At 38.7% G+C, this 3,284-nt stretch carries 4 protein-coding genes; all 4 read right to left on the bottom strand.

The features are described from left to right. Positions 1-105: 105 nt before the first annotated feature. Positions 106-1,074, bottom strand: coding sequence for a bile acid:sodium symporter (locus RM529_RS16605; RefSeq protein WP_311485854.1), 969 nt, complete (start codon positions 1,072-1,074; stop codon positions 106-108). A 2-nt stretch (positions 1,075-1,076) separates the two neighbouring features. Further along, positions 1,077-1,622: an acyl-CoA thioesterase gene (locus RM529_RS16600; protein ID WP_311485853.1), complete on the bottom strand. Its 546-nt coding sequence runs from the start codon at positions 1,620-1,622 to the stop codon at positions 1,077-1,079. A 2-nt stretch (positions 1,623-1,624) separates the two neighbouring features. Continuing rightward, positions 1,625-1,993: a 6-phosphogluconate dehydrogenase gene (locus RM529_RS16595; RefSeq protein ID WP_311485851.1), complete on the bottom strand. Its 369-nt coding sequence runs from the start codon at positions 1,991-1,993 to the stop codon at positions 1,625-1,627. 30 nt (positions 1,994-2,023) lie between these two features. Further along, the coding region (locus RM529_RS16590; RefSeq protein ID WP_311485849.1) for a DNA recombination protein RmuC at positions 2,024-3,284 on the bottom strand (1,261 nt) is incomplete at its 5' end.

Genomic DNA, 3,284 nt, shown 5'->3' with positions numbered 1-3,284 from the left:
TTAAGACTAAAAAGAAAAGAAAAAAGATCTCGTCCCTCGTACTTCTAACTTCACACCTCAATAGTCGATAATTGCCAATTTTAAAGCTAGCTTTATAAAATTCAATTAGTCCAGATCACCTTCAGTGGCAATAACTTTTTTTCTGTAGTTTTCAGCAAAATAAGCGACTGCCAGCAACTGCAGGGAATGATAAAGCATGATCGGTAAAAGCAAAAGTCCGGTGCTTGCAGCACTTCCGAAGATAATTTTCACCATAACCGAACCGTGTACGAGCGATTTCTTTGTTCCGCAGAACTGGGTGGCAATTTTATCTTTAAGGTTAAACCCGAGCGCATCACAAAACAGGTTAAGCCCGAAGTAAATGGCAAAGAAAAGCACCACCACAATCCCAAACAGTTTTACAAGATCCAGCTGACCAACGGTACTAAAGATATTGGAAGTAAAAGAGTTGCTGAAACTGGAATAAATAATTAAAATAATGGTAGTCTTATCAATTAGTCCAAGCTTTTTACCATGTTTCCTGGCAAAATCACCTACAAATTTCTGAAAAAATAAACCCAGGATCAAAGGCAGGATAATTTGCAGACAGAGCTTTAAAAGCACATCCATAAATTCAAAATTGGTAGCTTTTTGAAGAAAAATTCCCAGCCATAGCGGAGTGGCAAAAATGCCAATTAACCCCGAGAGGCTCGCATTAAAAATTGCGGTAGGGAGATTTCCCTTTGCAATGGCCACCATAACGACTGAAGAGGATACAGTGGAAGGCAAAGTGGCAAAAAAGAAAATCGCAATCCATATTTCTGAAGTCACGCCTTCTTCAAAAAACGGAAGAAACAGCAATGCCAAAAGTGGAAAAATTATAAAGGTGGTGAGTTGTATTACAATGTGAGATTTATAATTTAAAAGTCCCAGTTTAAATTCAGCCGGAGAAAGTTTGAGTCCGTAAAAGAAAAATATTAAGCCAATTCCAATGTCTGTAATCGTCTTTAACGGAAGGATTTCATTGCCTTGCGGAAAGAAATAAGCCACGATAATGGCCATAAAAATGGCAGCTATAAATCCATTGAACTTCAAAATTATTTCTCGATTTTTACGTTTTCCAATTCCTGGATATGCAGGTATTCTTCAGAAATAAAGTCGGTGTCATGAAATTCCTGCTTTCGCTTCTTCTTCATACCAATCCGTTTTATACTCTTGGCAAACCTCCTTATATCATCGTCGGTCTTCAGGATTAAACCGGGCACAGCTAAAGATTCTCCGTTGTTGTCTTTTGCCACCATCGTGAAGTGAGAGGAATTACAATGTTTAATCTCACCAGTCTGGATATTTTCAGCTTCTACACGTATTCCAATAACCATGGAACTTCTTCCTACGTAATTAACAGAAGCTTTCATTGTTACCAGTTCCCCAATTTCTATTGGCTTTAGAAAATCTACGGTGTCTACGCTGGCGGTAACGCAATAGGCCCTGGAATGTTTGGAGGCGCAGGCAAATGCAATCTGGTCCAGCAGGGAAAGCACGTAGCCCCCATGAATTTTGCCGTTAAAATTGGAGTGGGAGGGCAGCATAAGTTCAGACATTACTACTTCCGATTCTTTAACTTCTTTAAATTTTTCTGTCATAGTTATCGATCTCTAAAATGTGGAGATTCCGCTTCTCTCACTTCGGTTATATAATATTTTGTGTCGCCCCAAAAGAAGAACGTGGCGTAGCGTTCTATGTACGAAACCCTTACGTAATTTCCTTCGTTTTCCTGCAGTTGCTCAACAACCTCCGGATTATTGCCCAACACCGAAAACTGGAAAATCTGGGCACCGCTTATTCCCTGGCTTATTTCACCTTCCCAGGTTTTTGAAACTACTCCTTTTTTACTGAATTTGATGAGTTCGCCACTCCGTGTTCCTTCGCTGTAGGGTACAAAATAAACGAAGGCGAAATATGCGATAAATAAGAGCAGGATAGCTCCTAATATGATAAAAAGTGTCTTTTTCATTATACTATTTTTAATGCTTCAAATTTACAACTAGTTTAAGGAGGTTTTATCATTTGATTCTTCATCAGGATCAATGCTTGCTTTATTTAACCATTTTGAAGAAATCTTTTGCTTGGGCGAAATACCCAGGCTTTCCAATTTGTTTATATCTTTTATCAGGTTTTGTTGCCCCGTGAGCTTTTTCATTGCACTGTTGTAGGCAGAGGAGGTAGATTTTATTCGGTTTCCAACTACCTCAAGCTCATCAATAAGGATTTTGAATTTATGGTACAAAGAAGCAGCATGATTGGCAATTTCTACCGCATTTTGCTGCTGCTTTTCGTTGCTCCAAATCGTGTCTATTGTTCTTAAAGTAGATAGCAGCGTGGTCGGGCTTACCAGCAGGATATTTTTTTGAAAAGCCGTATAAAAAAAACTGTTGTCAAACTCCTGCGCGAGGTATAATGCGGGTTCTACAGGAACAAACATTAGGACAAAATCTGGTGAAGCGTTCCCGTGCAAATCTTCATATTTTTTTGTGCTTAGTTGTAAAATGTGGTTTTGCAGGGATTTAAGGTGATCTTTTAAATGTCTCCCTTTGGAAATTTCGTTTTCCTCGTTCACGTATTTTTCATAAGCCAACAGGGAAACTTTAGAATCGATCACCATTCTTTTGTCGTTTGGAAGGTGAATCACCACATCGGGCAAAACTTTATTGCCATTTTCATCTTCATAAGCTTTTTGAATAAAATACTCCCGGTCCTTTTGGAGCCCGGATTTTCCCAGGACACGTTCAAGTATTAATTCTCCCCAGTTTCCCTGTGTTTTACTTTCACCCTTTAATGCTTTGGTGAGGTTGTTGGCTTCTTCGCTTATCTTCAGGTTTTGCTCGTTTAGGTCCCTAAGTTGTTTTCCCAGTTCGGCGTGCCTGGAAATAAAATCGGTGTTGTTTTGGTTTACTTTTTCTTCAAAAGTTTTAATTTTTTCCTGAAGCGGATTCAATATATTCTGAATATTCTCCTTGTTGAGAGTGGTGAATTTTTCAGATTTTTGGTCCAGAATTTTATTGGCAAGATTTTCAAATTCCTTCTGAAATTTCTCCTGAAGCTTTTCTACTTCGGCCTTTTGTTCAATGTTTTTTTGCTGAAGACTTTCAAATTCTGAATTACGGCGGGTAAGTTCGGTACTCAGAAAATCCTTTTCACTGCGTATTTCTTCACGTTGGTTTTCGAGCTTTTCCAGTTGCTTCAGGTTAGCAGTTTTCACTTCAGCAAGTTCACTCTTTGAGCTTTCCAGGTTGCTTCTAATTTGT

The sequence above is a fragment of the Autumnicola edwardsiae genome (assembly GCF_031846505.1).
Classification (GTDB): domain Bacteria; phylum Bacteroidota; class Bacteroidia; order Flavobacteriales; family Flavobacteriaceae; genus Autumnicola; species Autumnicola edwardsiae.
This window is presented reverse-complemented; position numbering and strand designations above follow the sequence as displayed.